Origin of the sequence: Aliivibrio fischeri ATCC 7744 = JCM 18803 = DSM 507, assembly GCF_023983475.1 — a bacterium.
GTDB classification, from domain to species: Bacteria; Pseudomonadota; Gammaproteobacteria; order Enterobacterales; family Vibrionaceae; genus Aliivibrio; species Aliivibrio fischeri.
This window is the reverse complement of record NZ_CP092712.1, coordinates 2896401-2921621: the sequence shown is the minus strand read 5'-3', so window position 1 is coordinate 2921621 and position 25221 is coordinate 2896401. Positions and strand designations below refer to the sequence as shown.

The following is a 25221-nucleotide window of genomic DNA, read 5'->3' as shown; positions in this document are numbered from 1 at the left end:
AGCACCGATTTGTATGGACTTTAACCATAAAAACAAAAAAACGATTTTTTTTGAAAAAAGGGCTTGCTAATGTGATCTAACTCTCTATAATGCGACCTCACTGACACGGAGAGCCCATCCCATAAGGGGTTAGCAACCAAGGTCAGAACGGCAATTAAAAATTTAGTTTCAAATAAGTGCTTGACACTTTGACACTGAAACTTAAATCGATAAAATGACCGTCCTCTTCACAGAAAAGCGGAAACGCTTTGAAAGTAGAAGAAAAGCTCTTTAAAAATTAGAAACCTATTAATCTGTGTGGGCACTTGTGAATTGATAATCAACAAATTATCAATGAACTGAGTGACTACACAAAATTACTTTTATGTAACAATCAGTATTAATCATTGAGTCGGTTTTGTTTCTGCTGAAACAAACCAAAAAACTTTAATTGAAGAGTTTGATCATGGCTCAGATTGAACGCTGGCGGCAGGCCTAACACATGCAAGTCGAGCGGAAACGACTTAACTGAACCTTCGGGGGACGTTAAGGGCGTCGAGCGGCGGACGGGTGAGTAATGCCTGGGAATATGCCTTAGTGTGGGGGATAACTATTGGAAACGATAGCTAATACCGCATAATGTCTTCGGACCAAAGAGGGGGACCTTCGGGCCTCTCGCGCTAAGATTAGCCCAGGTGAGATTAGCTAGTTGGTGAGGTAAGAGCTCACCAAGGCGACGATCTCTAGCTGGTCTGAGAGGATGATCAGCCACACTGGAACTGAGACACGGTCCAGACTCCTACGGGAGGCAGCAGTGGGGAATATTGCACAATGGGCGAAAGCCTGATGCAGCCATGCCGCGTGTATGAAGAAGGCCTTCGGGTTGTAAAGTACTTTCAGTAGGGAGGAAGGTGTTGTAGTTAATAGCTGCAGCATTTGACGTTACCTACAGAAGAAGCACCGGCTAACTCCGTGCCAGCAGCCGCGGTAATACGGAGGGTGCGAGCGTTAATCGGAATTACTGGGCGTAAAGCGCATGCAGGTGGTTCATTAAGTCAGATGTGAAAGCCCGGGGCTCAACCTCGGAACCGCATTTGAAACTGGTGAACTAGAGTGCTGTAGAGGGGGGTAGAATTTCAGGTGTAGCGGTGAAATGCGTAGAGATCTGAAGGAATACCAGTGGCGAAGGCGGCCCCCTGGACAGACACTGACACTCAGATGCGAAAGCGTGGGGAGCAAACAGGATTAGATACCCTGGTAGTCCACGCCGTAAACGATGTCTACTTGGAGGTTGTTCCCTTGAGGAGTGGCTTTCGGAGCTAACGCGTTAAGTAGACCGCCTGGGGAGTACGGTCGCAAGATTAAAACTCAAATGAATTGACGGGGGCCCGCACAAGCGGTGGAGCATGTGGTTTAATTCGATGCAACGCGAAGAACCTTACCTACTCTTGACATCCAGAGAATTCGCTAGAGATAGCTTAGTGCCTTCGGGAACTCTGAGACAGGTGCTGCATGGCTGTCGTCAGCTCGTGTTGTGAAATGTTGGGTTAAGTCCCGCAACGAGCGCAACCCTTATCCTTGTTTGCCAGCACGTAATGGTGGGAACTCCAGGGAGACTGCCGGTGATAAACCGGAGGAAGGTGGGGACGACGTCAAGTCATCATGGCCCTTACGAGTAGGGCTACACACGTGCTACAATGGCGCATACAGAGGGCTGCAAGCTAGCGATAGTGAGCGAATCCCAAAAAGTGCGTCGTAGTCCGGATTGGAGTCTGCAACTCGACTCCATGAAGTCGGAATCGCTAGTAATCGTAGATCAGAATGCTACGGTGAATACGTTCCCGGGCCTTGTACACACCGCCCGTCACACCATGGGAGTGGGCTGCAAAAGAAGTGGGTAGTTTAACCTTCGGGAGGACGCTCACCACTTTGTGGTTCATGACTGGGGTGAAGTCGTAACAAGGTAGCCCTAGGGGAACCTGGGGCTGGATCACCTCCTTAAACGATAGATTACGATTTATGAGTGTTCACACAGATTGATTAGGTTAAAAACGTAAAGAAGCAATGAAGATGCCCAACATCTTCAAATATCCAGTGTCCCGTTCGTCTAGAGGCCTAGGACACCGCCCTTTCACGGCGGTAACAGGGGTTCGACTCCCCTACGGGATACCATTGGGTCGTTAGCTCAGTTGGTAGAGCAGTTGACTTTTAATCAATTGGTCGCAGGTTCGAATCCTGCACGACCCACCATTCTTTCTCACGAAGGAATTAAAACTTTCGTGGGCGATTAGCTCAGTTGGGAGAGCACCTCCCTTACAAGGAGGGGGTCACTGGTTCGAGCCCGGTATCGCCCACCATCTTTAAGTATTCTCACTTGAGAGTCTTTAAAAATGGTTTCGAAAGAAACATTGCTCTTTAACAATTTGGAAAGCTGACTGATTTAAATAACTTACGAGTTATCTAAATCAAAATTTAAAAGTTCTTAATATCCTTTGTTTTACTATGTAAAACGAAGAACAACACATTCAAGTGTTCTTGTATTTTGAATCCGGCGAAAAACCAGAACTCGCAATGACGAGTTCACCTTGGTTGTTTATGCCATACGAAACCTCTTGGGGTTGTATGGTTAAGTGACTAAGCGTACACGGTGGATGCCTTGGCAGTCAGAGGCGATGAAAGACGTATTAACTTGCGATAAGCCCAGATTAGGTAGTAAAAACCATTTGAGTCTGGGATTTCTGAATGGGGAAACCCACGTGCATAAGCACGTATCGCTACGTGAATACATAGCGTAGCGAGGCGAACCGGGAGAACTGAAACATCTAAGTACCCCGAGGAAGAGAAATCAACCGAGATCCCGAAAGTAGCGGCGAGCGAAATTGGGTTAGCCCTTAAGCTTTTAATGAGACAGGTGAAGGCTCTGGAAAGTGCCGCGATACAGGGTGATAGCCCCGTAACCGACATCTCATCATCAGTGAAAACGAGTAAGGCGGGACACGTGATATCCTGTCTGAATATGGGGGGACCATCCTCCAAGGCTAAATACTACTGACTGACCGATAGTGAACCAGTACCGTGAGGGAAAGGCGAAAAGAACCCCTGTGAGGGGAGTGAAATAGAACCTGAAACCGTGTACGTACAAGCAGTAGGAGCACCCTCGTGGTGTGACTGCGTACCTTTTGTATAATGGGTCAGCGACTTATATTCAGTGGCAAGGTTAACCGTTTAGGGGAGCCGTAGGGAAACCGAGTCTTAACTGGGCGTTCAGTCTCTGGATATAGACCCGAAACCAGGTGATCTAGCCATGGGCAGGTTGAAGATTGAGTAACATCAATTGGAGGACCGAACCGACTAATGTTGAAAAATTAGCGGATGACTTGTGGCTAGGGGTGAAAGGCCAATCAAACCTGGAGATAGCTGGTTCTCCCCGAAATCTATTTAGGTAGAGCCTCGGACGAATACTACTGGGGGTAGAGCACTGTTAAGGCTAGGGGGTCATCCCGACTTACCAACCCTTTGCAAACTCCGAATACCAGTAAGTACTATCCGGGAGACACACGGCGGGTGCTAACGTCCGTCGTGGAGAGGGAAACAACCCAGACCGCCAGCTAAGGTCCCAAAGTTATAGTTAAGTGGGAAACGATGTGGGAAGGCTCAGACAGCCAGGATGTTGGCTTAGAAGCAGCCATCATTTAAAGAAAGCGTAATAGCTCACTGGTCGAGTCGGCCTGCGCGGAAGATGTAACGGGGCTAAACTATACACCGAAGCTGCGGCAATACAGTTTACTGTATTGGGTAGGGGAGCGTTCTGTAAGCGGTTGAAGGTGCGTTGTAAAGCGTGCTGGACGTATCAGAAGTGCGAATGCTGACATGAGTAACGATAAAGCGGGTGAAAAACCCGCTCGCCGGAAGACCAAGGGTTCCTGTCCAACGTTAATCGGGGCAGGGTAAGTCGACCCCTAAGGCGAGGCCGAAAGGCGTAGTCGATGGGAAACGGGTTAATATTCCCGTACTTCTTACAATTGCGATGGGGGGACGGAGAAGGCTAGGTGGGCTTGGCGACGGTCGTCCAAGTTCAAGTATGTAGGCTGTATTCTTAGGCAAATCCGGGAATACACTAGGCTGAGATACGATGTCGAGCTACTACGGTAGTGAAGCCATTGATGCCATGCTTCCAGGAAAAGCCTCTAAGCTTCAGATTGTAAGGAATCGTACCCCAAACCGACACAGGTGGTCGAGTAGAGAATACTAAGGCGCTTGAGAGAACTCGGGTGAAGGAACTAGGCAAAATGGTACCGTAACTTCGGGAGAAGGTACGCTCCTAGCGGTGATGAGACTTGCTCTCTAAGCTGCCGGGAGTCGCAGATACCAGGTGGCTGCAACTGTTTATTAAAAACATAGCACTGTGCTAAATCGTAAGATGACGTATACGGTGTGACGCCTGCCCGGTGCTTGAAGGTTAATTGATGGGGTTAGACTTCGGTCGAAGCTCTTGATCGAAGCCCAAGTAAACGGCGGCCGTAACTATAACGGTCCTAAGGTAGCGAAATTCCTTGTCGGGTAAGTTCCGACCTGCACGAATGGCGTAATGATGGCCACGCTGTCTCCACCCGAGACTCAGTGAAATTGAAATCGCTGTGAAGATGCAGTGTACCCGCGGCTAGACGGAAAGACCCCGTGAACCTTTACTACAGCTTGGCACTGAACATTGACCCTACATGTGTAGGATAGGTGGGAGCCTTTGAAGCAAGTACGCCAGTATTTGTGGAGGCAATCTTGAAATACCACCCTTGTATGCTTGATGTTCTAACGTTGGCCCCTTATCGGGGTTGCGGACAGTGCCTGGTGGGTAGTTTGACTGGGGCGGTCTCCTCCCAAAGAGTAACGGAGGAGCACGAAGGTGGGCTAATCACGGTTGGACATCGTGAGGTTAGTGCAATGGCATAAGCCCGCTTGACTGCGAGAATGACAATTCGAGCAGGTGCGAAAGCAGGTCATAGTGATCCGGTGGTTCTGAATGGAAGGGCCATCGCTCAACGGATAAAAGGTACTCCGGGGATAACAGGCTGATACCGCCCAAGAGTTCATATCGACGGCGGTGTTTGGCACCTCGATGTCGGCTCATCACATCCTGGGGCTGAAGTCGGTCCCAAGGGTATGGCTGTTCGCCATTTAAAGTGGTACGCGAGCTGGGTTTAGAACGTCGTGAGACAGTTCGGTCCCTATCTGCCGTGGGCGTTGGATGATTGAAGGGGGCTGCTCCTAGTACGAGAGGACCGGAGTGGACGAACCTCTGGTGTTCGGGTTGTCACGCCAGTGGCATTGCCCGGTAGCTAAGTTCGGAATCGATAAACGCTGAAAGCATCTAAGCGTGAAGCGAGCCCTGAGATGAGTCATCCCTGATACTTTAAGTATCCTAAAGGGTTGTTGGAGACTACGACGTAGATAGGTCAGGTGTGTAAGTGCTGCGAGGCATTGAGCTAACTGATACTAATTGCCCGTGAGGCTTAACCATACAACACCCAAGGGGTTTTGAGCGGATTTAAAGTTGCAAGAAACGAATTTGAATGTGATTAAGAACACAATAAGCTTTCCGAATTAAAGAATTTGCTTGGCGACCATAGCATTATGGACCCACCTGATCCCATGCCGAACTCAGAAGTGAAACGTAATAGCGCCGATGGTAGTGTGGGGTTTCCCCATGTGAGAGTAGGACATCGCCAGGCTTGAATTTAAAAAGAAGCCATCCTATCGGATGGCTTTTTTTGATTAAATTAAGTAAAAATATTGCTGATATAGCTCAGCCCGGTAGAGCGCACCCTTGGTAAGGGTGAGGTCCCCAGTTCAAGTCTGGGTATCAGCACCATTTACTGACAGATTTTGCTTAGCGACCATAGCGTTATGGACCCACCTGATCCCATGCCGAACTCAGAAGTGAAACGTAATAGCGCCGATGGTAGTGTGGGGCTTCCCCATGTGAGAGTAGGACATCGCTAGGCTCAAATTTAAAAGGCTTCCCATTGGGAAGCCTTTTTTCGTTTCAGAACTAAATAAATGTATTTTCAGCAACTTGCCAAAGCGCCTGAATAACAGAATCATTTAACTTTGATTTTTTACAGCATAAACCTAGTTTAAATGGCGCAATTGGTAACGTATTTAAACGTTGTACTTTATCTTTTACTGGGCTGTTGTTTATTACAACATCTGGCGCTATTCCTATCCCACACCCTAATGCAACCATGCTCACAATTGCTTCATGGCCTGAAACCTGAGCATAGATAGTTGGTTTGATTCCTTGTTCTTTAAACCATTGATTAGCTCGATTTCTAGCAGTACCTGATTCGGGCAATATAAAGGGGAGTAACTCCCAATTACTATTCTCTTTGTTTATTTCACTAATAAATTGGTTGTTACCTAAGGGAGCAATAATTGAAAGTGGAATCTCACTAATAATTTCAAAAGCGAGCTTATTTGAAGGTTTTTCTGGTACCGCTGAAATAGCGATATCTACTTCAGAGGATTCAATCTTTTCTATTGCTTGAGCAGGATCGCCCGTAGATAGCTTAATATCTATATGTGGGTAATTAACTTTGAAGTCATTTAATAATTGAGGAAGATGGCTGTAGCTTGCAGTAACGGAGCAAAATAATTTTAATTGTCCTTTTAAGGCATTGTTTACGACGTTCGAACTGGCTTTATATCCACTCCATTCGGAGCATATATTCAGTGCTATAGGTATCAGTTGCTTTGCGGCACTGGTTAATTCGACGCTTCGGTTATCTCTAATAAACAGTGGATGACCGATGTCGTCTTCTAATTTTTGTATTTGTCGGCTTAAAGCTGATGGGCTCAAGTGCATAGCTTTAGACGTATGTGTGAAACTATGGCTTTCGCATAAATGCAAAAACGTTTGTAGTAATTTTATATTCATAATGTTGTGTTTATTGCAATCATGTGTTGCCAATATATCACTTTTTACAATGTTAATCTTTCGTTATTATCAAATTCATACACAGAATCATCCCAATGGATTAAACGATATTTACGGAGTTTTATCATGTCTAACTACTTTAATACGCTCAATTTACGTGAACAATTAGATCAACTAGGTCGTTGTCGCTTTATGGAGCGTGAAGAATTTGCAACAGAAGCTGATTACCTTAAAGGTAAAAAAGTGGTTATTGTTGGTTGTGGTGCTCAAGGTTTAAACCAGGGCCTTAATATGCGTGATTCAGGTTTAGATGTGGCTTATGCACTGCGTCAAGCCGCTATTGATGAACAACGACAATCATATAAAAATGCAAAAGAAAATGGTTTTGAAGTAGCTAGCTATGAAACTCTGATCCCGCAAGCTGATCTAGTTATTAATCTTACTCCTGATAAACAACATACTAATGTAGTTGAAACTGTGATGCCTCTTATGAAAGAAGGTGCAGCTTTAGGTTATTCGCACGGTTTCAATGTTGTTGAAGAAGGTATGCAAATCCGTAAAGATCTGACGGTTGTGATGGTTGCACCTAAGTGTCCAGGAACAGAAGTTCGTGAAGAATATAAACGTGGCTTTGGTGTTCCAACTCTAATTGCAGTTCACCCAGAAAACGATCCTAAAGGTGAAGGTTGGGATATTGCTAAGGCTTGGGCTGCTGGCACAGGTGGTCACCGTGCGGGTTGTCTAGAGTCTTCTTTTGTCGCTGAAGTTAAATCTGACCTTATGGGTGAACAAACGATTCTTTGTGGCATGCTACAAGCAGGTTCTATCGTATCTTACGAGAAGATGATTGCTGACGGTATTGAGCCTGGTTATGCAGGTAAACTTCTACAGTACGGTTGGGAAACAATTACTGAAGCTTTAAAGTTTGGCGGTGTTACGCATATGATGGATCGCCTTTCAAACCCAGCTAAAGTAAAAGCTTTTGAGCTTTCAGAAGAACTGAAAGAGCTAATGCGTCCACTTTATAACAAACATATGGACGACATTATTTCTGGTGAGTTTTCTCGTACAATGATGGCTGATTGGGCTAATGATGATGTTAATCTATTTGGCTGGCGTGAAGAAACAGGTCAAACTGCGTTTGAAAACTACCCTGAGTCTGATGTGGATATCTCTGAACAAGAATACTTTGATAACGGTATTTTACTAGTTGCAATGGTTCGTGCCGGCGTTGAATTAGCATTTGAAGCTATGACAGCATCAGGTATTATTGACGAATCTGCTTACTATGAGTCGCTGCACGAATTACCACTGATTGCTAACACTGTAGCACGTAAGCGTTTGTACGAAATGAACGTAGTTATTTCTGATACTGCTGAATATGGTAACTACCTATTTGCAAATGTAGCAACGCCACTTCTTCGTGAGAAATTCATGCCTTCTGTTGAAACAGATGTTATTGGACGTGGATTAGGTGAGTCATCAAATCAAGTGGATAATGCAACGCTAATCGCTGTTAATGATGCGATTCGTAATCATCCAGTTGAATATATTGGTGAAGAGCTACGTAGCTACATGAGCGATATGAAGCGAATTGCTGTTGGTGGTTAATTTAATTTGTAATTAAATAAAAAGGCTTGGTTTATGACCAAGCCTTTTTTTATCGTAATCTGGATAAATTAATAACATACAATAATCAGTTCAAAATTGGATACTTCAGATTGTATTGTTGGTTATTGTTTTATTTTTCTGAAAGTTTCTCTTCTAGTTCAGCAAGTTTTTGTTCCATCGCAGTTAGCTTTTGGCGAGTACGTAAAAGAACCTGTGTTTGGACATCAAATTCTTCTCTGCTAACAACATCAAGCTTATTTAGCTGTCCTTGAATAACTTGACGAACTTTTTGTTCAACATCACTACCAAGTTCTTTTACTGGCTGTGGCATTGATTCATGAATCTGTTTTGCTACTTGCTCTAACTTTTTTGGATCAAACATTATTTACCCTTAATTGAATACTTTTTCCTTATTCTAAGTAAAGCCTTTCCAATTGTCGCTATCCAAATAAAAAAAAGGCTACCGAAGTAGCCTTTAATTTTATTCCACCATTAAGATTCTTTAATCTCTTTACCTTCTTCGAAGACAGGTAATGGTTTATGTTCACTTGCTAAGTAACTGTATATAACAGGAAGTACGAATAGGGTAAATAATGTACCAATCGCTAGACCTGCAACAATTACAATACCAATACTGAAGCGCTGAGCAGCACCTGCACCAGTTGCATATAATAGCGGGATTAGACCTGCGATCATTGCTGCTGTTGTCATTAAGATTGGACGTAGACGTACTTTGGCTGCTTCTGTTACCGCAGCCATCTTACTTTTTTGATGGTGCAGCTGTTCTTCTTTTGCCACTTCACAGATAAGGATACCATGTTTAGTAATCAAACCAACTAAGGTAATAAGACCTACTTGTGAATAGATGTTCATTGATGCTGCTCCCCAAGCAAGGGCAATTAACGCGCCACAAATAGCCAATGGAACAGATACCATGATTACTAATGGATCTCGGATTGATTCAAATTGAATCGCAAGAACCAAGAAGATGATAGCAAGAGCCAAACCGAAAGTTGCATATAATGCACTGCCTTCCGTTACATATTGACGAGCCTCACCCATGTAATCGTGATTGTAACCACTTGGAAGCTTGTTGTTTGCTACATCTTCAAACCAATTAATTGCATCACCCATAGCGATACCTGGTGATGGAACAGCACCAACTGTTGCTGAATTTAATTGGTTAAAGTGCGGTAATGAGCGAGGCTCTGCAATCACATCAATCGAAACCAAGCTACCAAGAGGTACTGCTTCACCATTTGCTGAGCGTACATAGTAGTTATTCATTGATTCAGGGTTCAAACGGAATTTACGTTCAACCTGAGGAATTACTTCATATGAACGGCCATTAAGGTCAATTCGGTTTACATAACCATCAGCCATCATCGTACTTAGTGTGATACCGATATCTTGCATCGTAACACCATAAGCACCTGCTTTATCTTTATCTATATTGATCTTCATTGTTGCTGAATCGAAGTTCAAATCTAGATCTGAATAAACAAATAATGGACTGCCTTTAACACCAGTTAATACTTCGGTTGCTATTTGGAATAAGCTCTCAAAGCTATTTGGTGTAGTAATAACAAATTGAATTGGTAAGCCTGAGCCAGCACCTGGAAGCTCTGGCATTTGGAAGGCAGTAACCGCCATTCCAGGGATATCAGAAACTAATCCACCAACTCGTTTAGTTACTTCTGCTTGGCTTGCTTCACGCTCACTCCAAGTTTTAAGTGTTGCTAGACCAAACGCTTGGTTTGAGTTAGGAACACCATTAAATACTTGAGCATATTCAACTTCAGGCTGTGCTGACAGAATATTGTTTACATCATCCATTGTATTTTGGATGTAGTCTAAGTTCGCGTTTGATGGTGCGGTACCCATAAGTACAACAACACCTTTATCTTCCGATGGTGCTAGTTCGCTTGGAATGAACTTGAACAATAGCGGTAGACTTGCAAAAACAATAACAGCAAAAGCAATGATGACAGGACGACGAGTCATGATCACGTTAAGCATACGTTCATAACGTTCACTCATACCATCTAGTATGTGATGAACTTTTTTCTCAAAACGATTTGGCTCTTCATTTGCCACGAGCATTTTTGAACACATCATTGGAGACAGTGTTAGTGCAACGATACCTGATACGAATACCGAACCTGCTAGTGTTAATGCAAACTCTTTAAATAGAGAACCTGTAATACCACCCATCATTGCGATTGGAGCATATACCGCACCGAGTGTCAGTGTCATTGCTATAACAGGGACAGCGATTTCACGAGTACCTATAATCGCAGCGCGAAATGGGGTTTCACCTAACTTGATATGACGGTCAACGTTTTCTAAAACAACGATGGCATCATCCACTACAAGACCGATAGCAAGTACCATGGCAAGTAAGGTCATTAAGTTCCAAGAGAATCCCATTGCTTGCATTACCATTGCCACACCAATAAGTGATAGTGGAATAGTGACAATTGGGATGATAACTGCTCGGAATGAACCTAGGAATAATGTAATAACGATTAATACGATTAAAGCCGCTTCAAGAATCGTTTTGATTACTTCATGAATGGATTCATTGATAGCAATCGTTGAATCATACATTACGTTCATTTTGATGTTGCTTGGTAAGTTTTTCTCTAATTGAGGAAGTAACTCAAGAACATCTGCTGCAATGTTGATTGGGTTTGCACTTGGTGCGGCATTGATCGCAGCAACAACGGCTTCTTGACCATTTGCACTTGCACGGTATACATCGTGGCTCTTATCTAGTGATACTTTAGCTATATCACTTAAACGAACAACTTCACCATCATTAGTTCTAATCACTAGGTTTTCTAGTTCTTCAACATCAGAAACCTGTGTATTAGCACTACCATTGTAGAGAACAAATTCCCCTGTAGCTTGGCCTGCTGCTGATTGGAAGTTATTGGCATTAAGTACACCCATAACATCAGTTGCAGTCATTTTGATAGCAGCCATACGTGCAGGATCTAACCAGATACGAAGCGCGTATTTCATACCACCATAAAGGTCAACTTTTGATACACCATTAACAGTGAACAATTGTGGGTTAACCACTCGCTCAAGGTAATCGGTGATTTGACTTGATACTAGTTCATCACTTGTAAAACCAATATAAAGAACCGCCGTAGTAGAGCCAGTTGACATGGTTACTGTTGGATCTTCAGATTCCTTAGGAAGTTGAGAACGAACAGAGTTAGTTTTTGCCAATATGTCAGAAAGTGCAGCGTTAGGATCCGTATTTAATTTCATAGTGACAGTAATAGTCGATTGACCCATTACTGATTGAGATGTCATGAAATCAATATTATCGGCTTGTGCGACCGCTTGCTCTAAGGGTTGAGTGATGAAGCCTTGAATCAAGTCGGCACTCGCACCATAGTAGCTTGTTGTTACCGTAACAACGGTATTTGTCATTTCAGGGTATTCACGAACCTGCATTTTGAAAATTGCTTGGATACCAAGCAAAGCTATCAAAAAGCTGATCGATACCGCTAAAACTGGACGTTTAATAAAAACATCAGTAAAGCGCATAATGCCTCCGATTACAGCATTGGTGTTTCAGCAGGTGGTGTTGTGGCATTACTTTCCACAATACGAACTTTAGCGTCGTTACTTAGACGAACTTGGCCAGTTGTTACAACCATATCGCCAGCTTTAACGCCTTCTAAGATGTGTGCAATATCTTGAGTTCGCTCACCTACTTTAACTACATGTTGTTGAACTCGTTTTACGCCATCTTTTTCAGAAACGATATAAACATTGTCACCATATAGAGTGAAAGTAATTGCTGTTTGAGGGATAACTACTTGGTTTTCTAAAGTTGGAAGAATGATTTTTGCTTGTGCAAACATACCACTGCGCAGCTTACCGCCATTATTAGGAATATCTGCTTGAACTTCGATCAAACCACTTTGAATGTTTACTGCAGGTTCAATTGCACTGATAGAACCTCGGAAAGTATCTTCTGGGTATGAATCCACAGAAATATCAATTTCTTGACCAATGTTGATCTTAGAAATATCCGTTTGAGGAACAGTAAAGCGTAGACGCATAATACTTGTATCTTCTAAACGAACAATATCAGTGCTTGGTTGTAAATATTGACCTAGGTAAACATTACGAATACCAATAACACCAGAGAAAGGAGCTTTGATTTCACGACGATCAATAGATGCTTTCATACTTTCAATATCAGCAGCTAAAGAGAAATAATTAGCTTCAGCTTCATCGTAAGCCTCTTTTGAAATCGAGCCTTTTTTGTATAGGCCTTTATAACGCTTATATTTTGCTTCTGCTGCAGGTAAGCGAGCTTGAGTACTCTTCAAGTTTGCTTTTTCTACTTTTGAATCAAGAGAAACTAACACTTGGCCTTTTTTAACTTGGCTACCCGAATCAAATGAAATTTTATCAATAATGCCGTTAACTTCAGTTGTTAGCGTTACACCTTGATTAGGTTCAATAAAACCGATTGCTTCAATGGTTGGAGTCCAAAGTGTCGGTTTAATTGTTTCTACAGTGACTGGAAATTCAGCTTCAGGGCGGTTAGCCATGTATTCAGCTATTTTTTGTTGTTTGAACATGTTGAAACCAATTACGCTACCAAAAAGAAGTAGTGCAAGAAGCAACATAAAGAAAGTCCACTTTTTCATTCTGATTAGAACTCCAAATTAGTGTTTAATAATTGCGTCCCAACTGGCTTCAATCGCCGAATTGAGATCATCATCTGTTAATGTAAAAAAGCCTTGAGAATGTTTTTTTGCTAAGCAAACACTTGCTTCTAAGCTTAACCCTATAAGGATTTCTACACTGAGAGGTTTAAATACGCCTTGTTCAAGTCCATCAATAAAGAGTTGATTCACTTGGGCAAATATTTTTTTCTCTAGTTCCTTTAACTTAATTAAATTCGAAGACGGGAGTGCTTCATATTGATTTCGATTTAAAAAAGTATTTTTTTCTGAAATAGCAAAGTGCCAAATATTTAGCCACATAGCTCTAAATCGAACCTTGATAGGATCGCTATCATCTATGTCTTTTTGAATGGCAGTTGCTACACGTTGCATAATGTTCAGCTTGATTTCTTCAATCAATGCTTCTTTGTCATCAAAGTAGCGATAGATAGTACCCGCTGCGACGCCTGCTTGATTGGCAACTTTTTGCATTGATAAGCCATGAAAGCCATCAGTTGCTAATAGTTTTTCGGCCGATTCTAAAATAAGCTGACGTTTCTCCTTCATAAATGTGTCCTTATGAAATGAATGAACGTTCATTCATTATTTTAGGTGACTCTGTTTGAAATGTAATCTGTTTTTGTGTCAAGAAACGTAAAGATCACATTTTTTACTTTATCGTTTGCATGGTATTCATTACCTGACAGCTTTATTATAGACGCAAATAATTCATTATCGATTTTATAGGTGATTCATGAAACTTAATCCACAGCAAGATGAGGCCGTTAAATTTGTCTCTGGGCCGTGTTTAGTATTGGCTGGTGCAGGGTCGGGTAAAACGCGTGTAATCACTAATAAAATAGCTTATTTAGTTCAGCAATGTGGTTATAAAGCGAGAAACATCGCAGCTGTAACCTTTACCAATAAAGCGGCTCGTGAAATGAAAGAGCGTGTTGGACAAACATTAGGTAAGCAAGAGTCTCGTGGGTTGATGGTATCAACCTTCCACTCATTGGGTTTAGATATTATTCGTCGTGAATATAAGGTTCTTGGTCTAAAGGCTGGTTTTTCATTATTTGATGATCAAGACCAACTGGCACTGTTAAAAGAGTTAACAGAAAAACAGATTGATGGTGATAAAGATTTATTACGTCAACTTCTAAGTAGTATTTCTAATTGGAAGAATGACATGTTAACGCCGGCACAAGTCAAAGGGTTTGCTCGTTCGGAGCAAGATCAGCTTTTTGCTTTTTGCTATGAAATGTATTTAAACCAAATGAAGGCGTATAACGCACTTGATTTTGATGATTTGATATCACTGCCTGTATTGCTGCTGCGTACCAACCAAGAAGTGCGTGAACGTTGGCAGATGAAAATCCGTTATCTACTTGTCGATGAATATCAAGATACCAATACGAGTCAATATGAACTCGTTAAGCTATTGGTGGGTGAAAGAGGTCGATTAACCGTGGTGGGTGATGATGACCAATCAATTTACTCATGGCGTGGGGCAAAACCACAAAACTTAGTGTTATTGAATGAAGATTACCCAAACTTACGTGTCATAAAGCTTGAACAAAACTATCGTTCAACCAGTCGAATTCTGCGTGCAGCGAATATTCTTATTGCGAATAACCCTCACGCGTTTGAAAAACGTCTGTTTTCTGAAATTCCTGATGGTGAGCAAATAAAAATTTTAACAGCCAAAGACGATGAACATGAAGCAGAACGAGTTGTAGGTGAATTGATTGCACATCGTTTCTTGAATCGAACAGATTATAAAGATTACGCGGTTTTATATCGTGGCAACCATCAATCTCGTTTGATTGAAAAATCTTTAGTGCAAAACCGAGTGCCTTATAAGATCTCTGGGGGAACTTCTTTCTTTGCTCGTGCAGAAATTAAAGACATTATGGCTTATTTACGCTTATTAACTAATCCAGATGACGATAACGCATTTTTACGTGTAGTGAATACGCCTCGTCGTGAGATTGGTCCTGTGACGCTAGAGAAGCTCGGTAGTTATGCCAATATGCGTGGAAAGAGTTTGTTTGAATCCAGTTTTGAAATAGGTTTAGAGCAAACGCTTTCTGGACGAGGGCTAGAGTCTCTTCGCCGTTTCTGTCATTGGATTGTGTCTATTTCTGAGAATGCTGAGCGAGGCAATACCGTTGAAGCGGTTCGTTCTCTAGTAAAGGACATTCATTATGAAGACTGGCTGTATGAGACATCAACTAGTGCTAAAGCTGCTGAAATGCGAATGAAAAATGTTTCAGACCTTTATTCATGGATTGTTGCCGATTTAGAGGGGGATAACTATGACAATGAAGAGAAGACATTAAAAGAAGTGGTTCAGAAGTTGACTTTACGTGACATGATGGAGCGTGGAGAAGATGAAGATGGTGCTGACCAAGTTCAATTAATGACCTTACACGCTTCTAAAGGCCTAGAGTTTCCATACGTTTATTTAATTGGAGCAGAAGAAGGAATTCTTCCTCACCAAACGAGTATTGATGAAGATAATGTAGAAGAAGAACGCCGATTAGCTTATGTGGGGATAACGCGAGCTCAAAAAGAGCTGACCTTTACATTATGTAAAGAGCGTCGTCAGTATGGAGAGTTAATTCGTCCAGAGCCTAGTCGTTTTCTTGAAGAGTTGCCTCATGATGATTTGGATTGGGAAATGAAGAAACCTAAACCAACCCAAGAAGAGCGAATGGAGAGAGGAAAAGCGAATATTGCAAACCTCAGAGCGATGCTCAAAAAATAGAGTTTATAGATAACGTTAATGCCCGTAGAAAATTCTATGGGCATTTTTATTTAGTAAGTAGGTTATTTTTATAAACCTTTAATTAAATGCTCTACCGCTGCGATAACTTCATCATCTGAACAATTCATACAAGATCCTTTTGCCGGCATTGCATTAAAGCCATTAAGAGCATGATCTTTTAGTGTGTCCATGCCTTTTGCTATTCGAGGGGCCCAATCTTCAGCGTTTTGTGTTTTTGGTGCACCAGCAGCTCCTGTTGCGTGGCAGGCAATACAGAAAGTATTATAAACTTGCTCACCAGAACGAGGGCCTGTTGGCTCTTCAACCACAGGAACATCACTCGCAAGATAAACTTGACCAACTGGCTTAATTCGCTCAGCAATAGCATCATCAGAGTTATTGGCTGCAAAAGAGGTGGTTGAAAAAGTTAATACAGCAACTATTGCAATGATGATGTTACGAACAGATTTTTCCATAAAGTTCACTTTACACTCCCAGTTATTATTATTGGCTTCAGCCGATTTTATTGTATTTACCGAGTTTTTAACGAACTGATAAAACTAGAACGTTAATATCGTGTAAATATTGAGTGATTATATCTGCTTAAATTGTTGCAATAAACCACTAAGCCTAAAGAAAATGCGGATAAACACTAAGGAATTGTTGAAAAAGAGACCAAACAACAAAAAAAGTAAAAAAAACACTAGACGTGAGTCACACAGATCCGTATTATTCCTCTCCGCCGATAGGGTATGCGCCCGTAGCTCAGTTGGATAGAGCGTTGGCCTCCGGAGCCAAAGGTCGAAGGTTCGAATCCTTTCGGGCGTGCCATCCGGAATATAAATTAAAGGCACAAAAAGTAGTGGTGGCTATAGCTCAGTTGGTAGAGCCCTGGATTGTGATTCCGGTGGTCGCGAGTTCGAATCTCGTTAGCCACCCCATTATTTTGGTAACTTGTATGAGTTTCCAGTTTTGATTCAAGCAACATCCCAAGAATTGAAACGAAAACAAGTCGGTGAATAGCGCAGCTTGGTAGCGCATCTGGTTTGGGACCAGAGGGTCGGGGGTTCGAATCCCTCTTCACCGACCACTATTTCATTTATTGCTAAGGCAGTAAATACCAAATTTGTGGTGGCTATAGCTCAGTTGGTAGAGCCCTGGATTGTGATTCCGGTGGTCGCGAGTTCGAATCTCGTTAGCCACCCCATTAATTTGCGGGTAACCTCATTGTTTAGGTTTCCATTTTTAACTCATTTTTCCCAAGAGTTAAAATAAAACATCGGTGAATAGCGCAGCTTGGTAGCGCATCTGGTTTGGGACCAGAGGGTCGGGGGTTCGAATCCCTCTTCACCGACCACATTTAAAGCCTCGTCAGAAATGACGAGGCTTTTTTCATTTCTGAATAATAGAATCTTCTTATCCTCATCACATTATCATCATTTTATCTGGTTTTACCTTTCTTTTTATTTTTCTAATTTACCTTAGTGTTTAATCCTATTTTTATCTGGTTGTCTGATTTTATCGTGGTTTATTGCTTGGTTAGGCAAACAATAGACCTGTTAATCTTTTTTTATCGATATTTTACGCTGGTATAAATGTTAAGATTATTTATGTTTTATTTACATTATTACCAATGGTGATGATGGTCATGTTTTTAATCTCTTGTTAATTATAAGTTTATGTTTTTTATTGGTTTAAACTTTATTTTAAAAAATGAGACTTTATATTCATTTGCCATTTTATGATTTTTTATGCACTTAAAAAGCATTAAACAGCTTATTGCTCTTTAATTGTTGCTTTTATGTGAATAATTGACTACATTGGTGTCCTAAACAAGTAACAGTTACATAAATTGTTACGAATGGAATCAATGTGCAGACAGGGCAGGATGCTGCCGAGTAGTCGGAGTCTGAGAATGTCACTTTTAGAAGTTAAAAATTTACGTATTGAATATCCGTCACGTCATGGTGTTCATGCCGCTGTTAAATCACTGTCATTTTCAATTGAGCGTGGTGAAATTGTAGGCGTTGTTGGTGAATCAGGTGCAGGTAAATCAACAGTAGGTAATGCTGTTATTGATTTATTAAGCCCTCCTGGCGTTATTGCTGATGGTGAGGTGTTTCTTGATGGAGAAAAAATATCAGGATTAACCGCTGAAGAAATGCGTAAGGTTCGAGGTTCTAAAATTGGTTTTATCTTCCAAGACCCAATGACCTCATTAAATCCTCTATTTACCGTTGAGCAGCAATTAACGGAAACCATTCATGCTAATTTATCTGTTTCTCCTGAAGAAGCTTATGCTCGTGCATTATCTTTAATGGAACAAGTTGGCATCCCTCAGCCAGAAAATAGATTAAAACAGTTTCCGCATCAATTTTCAGGTGGTATGCGTCAACGTGTCGTTATTGCTATCGCATTAGCTGGTGAACCCGATCTGATCATTGCTGATGAACCAACAACGGCACTGGATGTGTCGATTCAAGATCAAATTCTAAATCTAATTCGCGAACTGTGTGTTAAAAATAACGTTGGTTGCATGTTGGTTACTCACGATATGGGTGTGGTATCTAATGTGACAGATAAAGTTGCAGTGATGTATCGTGGAGATCTTGTAGAGTTTGGAAAAACAGAAAAAGTGTTGGGTGACCCTGACCATTCTTATACCCGTAGCTTAATTTCTGCGGTTCCCCGATCGGACATTAAATTAGATCGTTTTCCATTAGTAAGTTATATCGAAGAAGCGGTTGAACATGAACCTATTGATGTAAAAAATCACTGGTTAGGTCAAAGCCAAGATCAGCGTGCGTACGCTGGCCCTTTATTGAAAGTTGAGAACGTAAATCTTCGCTTCGTAACCAAAGATTCTTTTTTTGAAAGCCGTCGTGAATATGTCCAAGCTTCTAATAATGTAAGCTTTGAAATTCATGAAGGTGAAACTTTTGGTTTGGTGGGGGAATCTGGCTCAGGTAAATCAACCATTGCTCGTGTTATCGCAGGCTTATACCCGCCAAACTCTGGTTCAGTGACATTTGAAGGCATTGATCTTACGGCTCTAAAATCGGAAAAAGAGCGTCGTCCGATGCGTCGTCAAATGCAAATGGTATTTCAAAACCCATATACATCAATGAATCCGCGCATGAAAATCTTCGACATTATTGCTGAGCCGATTCGTTTTCATAAACTCACACGCTCAGAATCAGAAACGCAACAGATCGTTAATGATCTTTTAGATCACGTTGGTTTGGGGCGAATGGCAGCCTTGAAGTATCCGCATGAGTTTTCTGGAGGTCAACGTCAACGTATCTCTATCGCTCGTGCATTAGCAACACGTCCACGTTTATTGATTTGTGATGAACCAACTTCTGCTTTAGATGTATCGGTTCAAGCTCAAATTCTCAATTTATTGAAAGATTTACAGGATGAATTGAATTTAACCATGTTGTTTATCAGTCATGATTTACCTGTGATTCGTCAGATGTGTGATCGTGTTGGTGTAATGCAGATGGGAACGTTACTAGAAGTAGCACCAACAGAGAATCTTTATACCAATCCTCAGCATGAATACAGCAAACAGTTAATTTCTCTTATGCCGGAATTTAAGGGTTTAAGGGAACACACCACATCGGTATAAACCATCAAATAATAAATACAAACACAACAAAACAACAAACTAGGGATACAGTCCCGCATAAGGAGTTATGCAATGAAAACCATGAAGACTAAATTAGCTATCGCATTGATGGCTGCAGGTTTAAGTTTTAGTGCAGCAGCTGCAGATATTACTGTTGCCTATGATGCAGATCCAGTATCACTCGATCCACATGAGCAGCTATCTGGCGGTACGCTACAACTTTCTCATATGGTATTTGACCCCCTAGTGCGTTACACGCAGTCGTTCGATTTTGAACCTCGTCTAGCTGAAAAATGGGAACGTATTGATGATAAGACTTTCCGTTTTAGTTTACGTAAAGGCGTGAAGTTTCATTCTGGTAATGAAATGACGGCTGATGATGTTGTATGGACATTCAATCGTTTAAAGGATTCTCCAGATTTTAAAGCGATTTTTGAACCGTATGAAAAGCTAGTTAAAATTGATGATTATACGGTTGAACTGGTTTCTAAAGGTGCTTACCCACTTGTACTTCAAACCGCTACTTATATCTTCCCAATGGATAGCAAGTTCTATACGGGTAAGACTGAAGACGGTAAAGATAAGTCTGAAATCGTAAAACACGGTAATTCTTTCGCATCGACACACATCTCAGGTACTGGTCCATTTGTTGTTAAATCACGTGAGCAAGGCGTGAAAGTGGTATTTGATCGTTTTGATGATTACTGGGATAAGAGCTCGCCTGGTAACGTAGATGAGTTAACGTTAGTACCAATTAAAGAAAATGCGACTCGTGTAGCGGCACTTCTTTCTGGCGATGTAGATATTATTGCTCCGGTAGCGCCAAATGATCATAAGCGAGTTAAAAATACGAAAGGTATTGATTTAGTTACACTTCCTGGTACTCGTATTATCACATTCCAAATGAACCAAAACAGCAATGAAGCCCTGAAAGATGTGCGTGTTCGTCAAGCGATTGTTCATGCTATTAATAACGAAGGCATCGTTAAAAAAATCATGAAAGGTTTTGCGACTACCGCTGGTCAACAAGGCCCATCAGGTTATTCAGGTTATGATGCAGAGCTTGTTCCTCGTTACGATTTGAAAAAAGCTAAACAGCTAATGGCCGAAGCGGGTTATAAAGATGGCTTTAAACTTAGCATGATGGCGCCAAATAACCGTTATGTTAACGATGCAAAAGTAGCGCAAGCTGCGGCTGCGATGCTATCGAAAATCGGTATTAAAGTTGATCTTAAAACACTACCAAAAGCGCAATATTGGCCTGAATTTGACCTATGTGCTGCTGACATGATGATGATTGGTTGGCACTCAGATACAGAAGATTCAGCGAACTTCTCTGAGTTCCTAACTATGACGCGTAATGAAGAAACAGGTAAAGGTCAGTACAACTGTGGTCATTACTCTAACCCTGAGCTAGATAAGATGGTTGAAGCGGCTAACGTAGAAACGGATCCTGCGAAGCGCAGTCAAATCCTGAAAACGGTTGAAAAGACCTTATATGATGATGCGGCATTTGTTCCTCTACACTGGCAGAACCTTGCTTGGGGTGCAAAATCAAACATAGATATCAAGCCAATCGTAAACGCAATGGAATATCCATACTTTGGTGACCTAGTGGTTAAATAAAAACATAAATGAACAGGTTGCTCTATGGTGTTAGAGCAACCTCATTTATGTCATTCATTTCTTAATAAAAGTAATACCAACAATTTGTTAGACATAGAGATGCTTTTCTCATGTCATTTTTAGGATAAAGAAAGGGGACAAGGAATGTTTACGTTTCTGGTCAAGCGCCTGTTTCAGGCACTGATAGTGATGTTTGTGATCAGTCTGGTTGCGTTTTCCATCCAAGATAATTTGGGTGACCCGTTACGTGAATTAGTTGGTCAGTCGGTTTCTGAAGCTGAGCGTCAGGCTCTGCGTGATGATTTAGGTCTAAATGACCCATTTATTACCAAATATTCTCGATTTATAACTAATGCGCTACAAGGTGATCTTGGCACATCGTATTTCTTTAAAAAACCTGCGGTAGAAGTCATTCTTGATAAGTTGGTCGCAACGCTAGAATTAGTGTTTGGTGCAGCAATTATTATTGTTTGTTTATCGATACCTCTTGGGGTTTATTCTGCGATTAATCCAAAAAGTATTTTTACTAAAGCCATTATGGCATTCAGCAGTATTGGTATTTCAATACCGGTTTTCCTTACCGCGATTATGCTGATGTATGTTTTCTCGATTGAACTTAATTGGTTACCGTCTTATGGGCGAGGAGAAACGTATAATTTACTTGGTTGGGAGTCCGGCTTTTTTACTGTTGATGGCTTAGCGCATCTGATTTTGCCGTGTATTTCTCTTGCTTCAATTATGCTTCCTCTATTTATTCGTTTGGTTCGTTCTGAAATGCTAGAAGTATTAAGTTCTGAATACATCAAGTTCTCAAAAGCAAAAGGGATCGCAACCAATAAAATTTATTATCAACATGCTTTAAAAAATACCATGTTACCTGTGTTAACGGTTGGTGGGGTTCAAATCGGTACCATGGTGGCTTATACCATTCTTACTGAAACTGTTTTTCAGTGGCCGGGAACTGGGTTCTTATTTTTAGAAGCAATTAACCGTGTCGATACGCCATTAATTACCGCTTACGTTATTTTTGTTGGTCTTATCTTCGTAGTAACAAACACCATTGTTGATTTGTTATATGGATTAATTAACCCAACCGTTGATATCACAGGTAAAGGAGCGTAATCATGAATACGACAACGACTCACGTTCCAACGCGCTGGGAACGATTTAAATCATCTGATTTTCTGTATTATTTTTTACGCGATAAAGTTGCGATGTTCAGCTTTGCTGTGTTTTTGGTTTTTGTATTAGGAGCACTGCTGTCCCCTGTTATTGCACCAACTAATCCATACGACTTAAGTTCGATTGATATTATGGATTCGGAATTGCCTCCATCTTGGATGGAAGAGGGAGATGAACGATTTCTTCTTGGTACTGATGACCAAGGACGAGATGTGCTGTCGACGATTCTTTATGGTTCGCGCTTGTCATTAACGATTGGTTTCTTAGCGGTAGCGGTACAGCTTACTTTAGGCATCATTATTGGGTTATCAGCAGGCTATTTTGGTGGTCGAATTGATAGTTTCTTAATGCGATTTGCCGATGTGCAGTTGTCATTTTCGACAATGATGGTGGCAATCATTGTGTCGGCTATTTTTAAAGCCAGTTTTGGGACTGAGTTTTTCAGTCAGTATGCTGTGGTGATGCTTGTCGTGATCATCGGGGTTGCAGAGTGGCCACAATACGCTCGTACCATTCGCGCATCTGTGCTTGCTGAGAAGAAAAAAGAGTATGTGGAGGCTGCAAAAGTCATGGGGTTCCGTTCTCCTCGCATCATGTTCCGCCATATACTTCCTAACTGTTTATCGCCTATTTTGGTTATCTCAACGGTTCAAATTGCTAATGCGATTATGTCAGAGGCAGCACTGTCTTTCTTAGGATTGGGTTTACCGGTTGACCAACCTTCTTTAGGTTCGTTAATTAGTATCGGGTTTAACTACATTTTCTCTGGTTCGTGGTGGATAACCGCTTTCCCTGGACTTGTTTTAGTTACCTTAGTTTTAGTGATTAACTTACTGGGTGACTGGTTAAGGGATGTGTTTAATCCTAAAATTTATAAAGGATAATCTATTTTTTAACCAATAAAAAAGCGGTGAATTATTCACCGTTTTTTTGTTTGTAGAACAGATATTGTGTTTCACAATATGGATAATCCCCCTTTATTTGTTGTTTTATTAGGCTAATTCGCTGCTTTTACTGGCAATTATATGCTCAGTTGTTAAGATCATTAGGTGTGTTTAAATATTTTAAAGCGAGTATTTGAATTAAACCAAAACAGAGAGCCAAGGCTCGAAGTGAGGAATAATGAGTAGAAATAAGGATAAGTACAGTATAGATAATACGGATTATACTGTTGGACAGGATAACGTTCAGAAATGGGGATTCGATGTACATAATCCCGTCTTTGGCATCAGCGCAGGTCTGATTGCACTCTTCTTAGTTGCTGTAGCAGTAACTGATCCCGAAAGCGCCAAAACCGTTCTTGATGGTTTTAAATGGAAGATCATCAATGCATTTGATGGTTTATTCATGTGGTCAGCTAATATCTTTGTTATTTTCTGTTTAGCATTGATTGTATCGCCATTTGGCAAAATTCGTCTGGGTGGTGATAAAGCCAAACCGGATTACTCAATGGTCTCTTGGATAGCAATGCTATTTGCTGCAGGTATGGGTATTGGGTTGATGTTCTGGGGCGTAGCTGAGCCTGTCGCATATTTTACTGGTTGGTTTGAAACGCCGCTTGGCGTTGAGGCAAATACTCCAGAAGCTGCGAAATTAGCACTCGGTGCAACTATGTTCCACTGGGGCTTACACCCTTGGGCTATTTATGGCGTTGTTGCTTTGTCATTAGCATTCTTTGCTTATAACAAAGGATTGCCTCTTTCAATGCGTTCTATCTTTTATCCAATTTTAGGTGATCGTACATGGGGATGGCCTGGCCACGTTGTTGATATTTTAGCGGTTCTTGCTACTTTATTTGGTCTAGCAACGTCATTAGGTTTAGGTGCTCAACAAGCTGCGAGTGGCTTCCATCATGTATTTGGTATGGATGGTGGTCTAGGTCTTCAAGTTGCGATTATTTTTGTTGTTACTTTACTTGCTGTTGTATCGGTAATGCGTGGTATTGATGGTGGTGTAAAAGTCATTAGTAACATCAATATGCTAATTGCCATTGTACTATTGGCTTTTGTTGCTCTTGTTACTTTCGCTATATCTATGGGTACGATTCCAACAACGATTATGGGATATGTGGAAAATATTATTCCGTTAAGTAATCCTCATGGTCGTGTAGATGAGGCATGGATGCATGGTTGGACTGTGTTTTATTGGTCTTGGTGGATTTCGTGGTCTCCATTTGTAGGTATGTTTATTGCGCGTGTATCTCGCGGTCGTACGGTTCGTGAGTTTATTACTGCGGTATTGATTGTACCTACATTATTTACCGTATTATGGATGTCTATCTTCGGTGGCGTTGCGATTGATCAAGTTGTAAATAACATTGGCACATTAGGTTCAAAAGGCCTGACAGATGTTTCTTTAGCTATGTTTGAAATGTTTGATGCTCTGCCTATGGGTAATATTCTTTCTATGATTGCCGTTGTTCTGGTGCTTGTGTTCTTTATCACTTCATCGGATTCAGGTTCATTGGTTATCGATAGTATTACTGCTGGTGGTAAAGTGGATGCACCAATGCCACAACGTGTGTTCTGGGCGTTTATGGAAGGTGCGATTGCTGTTGCTCTACTATGGGTTGGTGGTACTGAAGCTATCCAAGCATTACAAGCAGGTGCAATTTCAACGGCTCTACCATTTACTCTGATTTTACTTGCTATGTGTGTAAGTTTAGTTATGGGTATGAGAACAGAAAAATATAACCGTAGTTAATTTATTTTAGATTATTACGGGTAAATAAAAGCCGATGAAGTTTTATCTTCATCGGCTTTTTTATATTTCATCGCAATATAAATAAAAG

Annotated in this window: 13 protein-coding genes, 9 tRNA genes and 4 rRNA genes; 20 read left to right on the top strand and 6 right to left on the bottom strand. The window is 41.4% G+C overall.

Annotation, left to right across the window (positions count from 1 at the left end; genetic code table 11):
- Positions 1-427 precede the first annotated feature (427 nt).
- The 8 genes from AVFI_RS13425 (at position 428) to rrf (AVFI_RS13390) (ending at position 5978) form a co-directional block, all read left to right on the top strand.
- Positions 428-1980, top strand: a 16S ribosomal RNA gene (locus AVFI_RS13425).
- 95 nt (positions 1981-2075) lie between these two features.
- A tRNA-Glu gene (locus tag AVFI_RS13420) sits at positions 2076-2151 on the top strand.
- A 2-nt stretch (positions 2152-2153) separates the two neighbouring features.
- Positions 2154-2229 (top strand) — tRNA-Lys (locus AVFI_RS13415).
- A 31-nt stretch (positions 2230-2260) separates the two neighbouring features.
- Positions 2261-2336 (top strand) — tRNA-Val (locus AVFI_RS13410).
- Between the two features lie 267 nt (positions 2337-2603).
- Positions 2604-5494: ribosomal RNA gene (locus AVFI_RS13405) — 23S ribosomal RNA — on the top strand.
- Positions 5495-5589: 95 nt separating this feature from the next.
- Positions 5590-5705, top strand: a 5S ribosomal RNA gene (gene rrf / locus AVFI_RS13400).
- Positions 5706-5768: 63 nt separating this feature from the next.
- Positions 5769-5845: transfer RNA gene (locus tag AVFI_RS13395), tRNA-Thr, on the top strand.
- A 17-nt stretch (positions 5846-5862) separates the two neighbouring features.
- Positions 5863-5978: ribosomal RNA gene (gene rrf, locus AVFI_RS13390) — 5S ribosomal RNA — on the top strand.
- The 16S, 23S and 5S rRNA genes sit together here with 4 tRNA genes alongside, the layout of an rRNA operon.
- 47 nt (positions 5979-6025) lie before the next feature.
- On the opposite strand, the gene ilvY is transcribed toward rrf (AVFI_RS13390), so the two are convergent.
- On the bottom strand, positions 6026-6910 hold the full coding sequence (gene ilvY, locus AVFI_RS13385; RefSeq protein WP_011262877.1) for an HTH-type transcriptional activator IlvY: 885 nt from the start codon (positions 6908-6910) through the stop codon (positions 6026-6028).
- 126 nt (positions 6911-7036) lie between these two features.
- Here ilvY and ilvC point away from each other — a divergent pair, with 126 nt between their 5' ends.
- Positions 7037-8521, top strand: coding sequence for a ketol-acid reductoisomerase (ilvC, locus tag AVFI_RS13380; RefSeq protein ID WP_188863972.1), 1485 nt, complete (start codon positions 7037-7039; stop codon positions 8519-8521).
- A gap of 130 nt (positions 8522-8651) precedes the next feature.
- Here ilvC and ubiK read toward each other — a convergent pair whose 3' ends face one another.
- The 4 genes from ubiK to AVFI_RS13360 all read right to left on the bottom strand — a co-directional run bounded on the left by ubiK (position 8652) and on the right by AVFI_RS13360 (position 13788).
- The gene (ubiK, locus tag AVFI_RS13375) at positions 8652-8903 is read right to left on the bottom strand and encodes a ubiquinone biosynthesis accessory factor UbiK (RefSeq protein ID WP_005421501.1); all 252 of its coding nucleotides are present in this window, start codon (positions 8901-8903) and stop codon (positions 8652-8654) included.
- Positions 8904-9013: 110 nt separating this feature from the next.
- Positions 9014-12085: a multidrug efflux RND transporter permease subunit gene (locus tag AVFI_RS13370; protein WP_012534378.1), complete on the bottom strand. Its 3072-nt coding sequence runs from the start codon at positions 12083-12085 to the stop codon at positions 9014-9016.
- A gap of 11 nt (positions 12086-12096) precedes the next feature.
- A complete protein-coding gene (locus AVFI_RS13365) occupies positions 12097-13203 on the bottom strand; it encodes an efflux RND transporter periplasmic adaptor subunit (RefSeq protein ID WP_005421499.1) in 1107 nt (368 codons plus the stop codon).
- Positions 13204-13221: 18 nt separating this feature from the next.
- Positions 13222-13788 carry a TetR/AcrR family transcriptional regulator gene (locus AVFI_RS13360; RefSeq protein ID WP_017019819.1) on the bottom strand — a complete coding sequence of 189 codons (567 nt, stop codon included), beginning with the start codon at positions 13786-13788 and terminating at the stop codon, positions 13222-13224.
- A 187-nt stretch (positions 13789-13975) separates the two neighbouring features.
- Between AVFI_RS13360 and rep the strand changes: the two genes are divergently transcribed.
- Complete coding sequence (rep, locus tag AVFI_RS13355) at positions 13976-15991, top strand: DNA helicase Rep (RefSeq protein WP_012534349.1); 2016 nt, start codon at positions 13976-13978, stop codon at positions 15989-15991.
- A 68-nt stretch (positions 15992-16059) separates the two neighbouring features.
- On the opposite strand, the gene AVFI_RS13350 is transcribed toward rep, so the two are convergent.
- The gene (locus AVFI_RS13350; protein WP_017019818.1) at positions 16060-16467 is read right to left on the bottom strand and encodes a c-type cytochrome; all 408 of its coding nucleotides are present in this window, start codon (positions 16465-16467) and stop codon (positions 16060-16062) included.
- Between the two features lie 278 nt (positions 16468-16745).
- On the opposite strand from AVFI_RS13350, the gene AVFI_RS13345 reads away from it, so the two are divergent.
- The 10 genes from AVFI_RS13345 (at position 16746) to AVFI_RS13300 (ending at position 25133) form a co-directional block, all read left to right on the top strand.
- A tRNA-Arg gene (locus AVFI_RS13345) sits at positions 16746-16822 on the top strand.
- A 34-nt stretch (positions 16823-16856) separates the two neighbouring features.
- Positions 16857-16932, top strand: a tRNA-His gene (locus AVFI_RS13340).
- A gap of 72 nt (positions 16933-17004) precedes the next feature.
- Positions 17005-17081, top strand: a tRNA-Pro gene (locus tag AVFI_RS13335).
- Between the two features lie 41 nt (positions 17082-17122).
- Positions 17123-17198, top strand: a tRNA-His gene (locus tag AVFI_RS13330).
- A gap of 73 nt (positions 17199-17271) precedes the next feature.
- Positions 17272-17348: transfer RNA gene (locus AVFI_RS13325), tRNA-Pro, on the top strand.
- A gap of 558 nt (positions 17349-17906) precedes the next feature.
- Positions 17907-19622 carry a dipeptide ABC transporter ATP-binding protein gene (locus AVFI_RS13320; protein WP_054775884.1) on the top strand — a complete coding sequence of 572 codons (1716 nt, stop codon included), beginning with the start codon at positions 17907-17909 and terminating at the stop codon, positions 19620-19622.
- Between the two features lie 72 nt (positions 19623-19694).
- Positions 19695-21248 (top strand): ABC transporter substrate-binding protein, encoded by a 1554-nt coding sequence (locus AVFI_RS13315; protein ID WP_012534369.1) that lies wholly within the window; start codon positions 19695-19697, stop codon positions 21246-21248.
- 144 nt (positions 21249-21392) lie between these two features.
- Positions 21393-22370 carry an ABC transporter permease gene (locus tag AVFI_RS13310; RefSeq protein WP_155662841.1) on the top strand — a complete coding sequence of 326 codons (978 nt, stop codon included), beginning with the start codon at positions 21393-21395 and terminating at the stop codon, positions 22368-22370.
- 2 nt (positions 22371-22372) lie between these two features.
- Positions 22373-23314: an ABC transporter permease gene (locus tag AVFI_RS13305; protein WP_005421492.1), complete on the top strand. Its 942-nt coding sequence runs from the start codon at positions 22373-22375 to the stop codon at positions 23312-23314.
- Between the two features lie 238 nt (positions 23315-23552).
- Complete coding sequence (locus AVFI_RS13300) at positions 23553-25133, top strand: BCCT family transporter (RefSeq protein WP_012534348.1); 1581 nt, start codon at positions 23553-23555, stop codon at positions 25131-25133.
- Positions 25134-25221 lie beyond the last annotated feature (88 nt).